General features: G+C 68.5%; 1 protein-coding gene. It reads left to right on the top strand.

The features are described from left to right. Nucleotides 1-1,566 (top strand): cellulase family glycosylhydrolase (locus AB0O00_RS37705; protein ID WP_363659206.1); only part of this gene is annotated, 1,566 nt, incomplete at its 5' end. Between the last annotated feature and the right edge of the window lie 248 nt (nucleotides 1,567-1,814).

Genomic DNA, 1,814 nt, shown 5'->3' with positions numbered 1-1,814 from the left:
GTGGCCCAGATGCAGCCCAGCTGGAACCTCGGCAACACCCTCGACGCGATCCCCGACGAGACCTCGTGGGGCAACCCGCTGACCACCAGGGCGACGTTCGACGGCCTCAAGGCCCAGGGCTTCCGCAGCGTCCGCATTCCGGTCACCTGGTACCCGCACCAGTCCGACACGGCCCCCTACACCATCGATCCGGTGTGGATGAAGCGGGTGAAGCAGGTGGTCGACCTCGCCCTGGAGGACAGCCTCTACGTCGAGATCAACGTCCACCACGACTCGTGGAAGTGGATCGCCGCGATGTCCACCGACCACGACAGCATCATGGCGCGGTTCAACTCCACCTGGCAGCAGATCGCCACGACCTTCAAGGACGAGCCGCGCACGCTGCTCATGGAGAGCATCAACGAGCCGCAGTTCTCCAACGCGACCGACGCCCAGAAGACCCAGTACCTGCGCGAGCTCAACACCTCCTTCCACAGCATCGTCCGCAACTCCGGCGGCAGGAACAAGGACCGCCTGCTCGTCCTGCCCTCGGAGGAGACCAACAACGCCCAGCACTGGCTCGACGACCTGTCCACCACGATGGGTTCCCTGAACGACCGCAACCTGGTCGCCACCGTGCACTACTACAGCTGGTACCCGTTCAGCGTGAACATCGCCAACGGCACGACCTACGACGCCAAGGCCCAGTCGGACCTGACCGACGGCTTCGCCCGCGTGCACGACACCTTCGTCGCCAAGGGCATCCCCGTCTACCTCGGCGAGTACGGCCTGCTCACCTCGCCGTACTCCGGCGTCGTCGAACGCGGCGAGATGCTCAAGTACTTCGAGCACGTGAACTACGAAGCGCGGCGCAACGGCATGACCTCCGCCGTCTGGGACGCCGCCAACGACTTCCTGAACCGCGGCACCATGCAGTGGCAGGTCCCCGAGATGAAGGCCCTGATCCAGAGCTCCTGGCGGACCCGCTCGGGCACCGCCTCCACCGACAACCTCTTCCTGCCGAAGTCCGGCCCCATCACCGCGCAGACCATCACCCTGAACCGCAACGGCCTCTGGTTCGCCGGCCTCTGGCAGGGCGACCTCCCCCTCATCCCCTTCCTCGACTACACCCTCGACGGCGACCAGCTCACCCTGACCGCCGACGCCCTCACCCGCCTCGCCGGCGACCGCGCCGCCGGGATCAACGCCACCCTCGAAGTCCGGTACTCCGACGGCGTCCCGTGGAAGCTCTTCGTGCGCTCGTACGACAAGCCGGCGATGGCCAACGCCACCGGAACGCTCGACGGGCTCACCATCCCCACCCGGTTCAACGGCTCCCTGATGGCCAACGTCCAGTCCACCTACGCCGACGGCACCGCCGCCGGCCCGGCCTCCTGGACCACCTACCAGACGTTCGACAACTACCGCGCCGACTACAGCGCCGACACCACCACCGTCAAGCCCGACTTCCTCAAGTCCCTCAAGGACGGCGCCCCCGCGACGCTCACCTTCCGCTTCTGGACCGGCGACACCGTCACCTACACCGTCACCAAGTCCGGCAACACCGTCACCGGCACCGCCTCCTGACCCACACTCCTCCCCGCCCCGGCTGCCTCCCCCGACAGCCGGGGCGCCGGGCTCCTCCACCCATTCACCCGAAAGGGACACACCGTGAACGACGCACGACGGACCGCCCGCCCGCTCGCCCGCCGGCTCCACCGGACGGCCGGCCTCGTGGTGGCCCTGGTCACCACCGGAGCCCTCTGCAGCGGCACCGCCGTCGCCGCCCCCACCGACCAGCCCCGGGCGGCAGCCGAGGCCGCCGGGGCCAGGGT

It is taken from the genome of Kitasatospora sp. NPDC093558 (genome assembly GCF_040683475.1).
In the GTDB taxonomy this organism is placed as follows: Bacteria; Actinomycetota; Actinomycetes; order Streptomycetales; family Streptomycetaceae; genus Kitasatospora.
The sequence above is the reverse complement of the archived record's forward strand: the minus strand, read 5'-3'. Positions and strand labels throughout refer to the sequence as shown.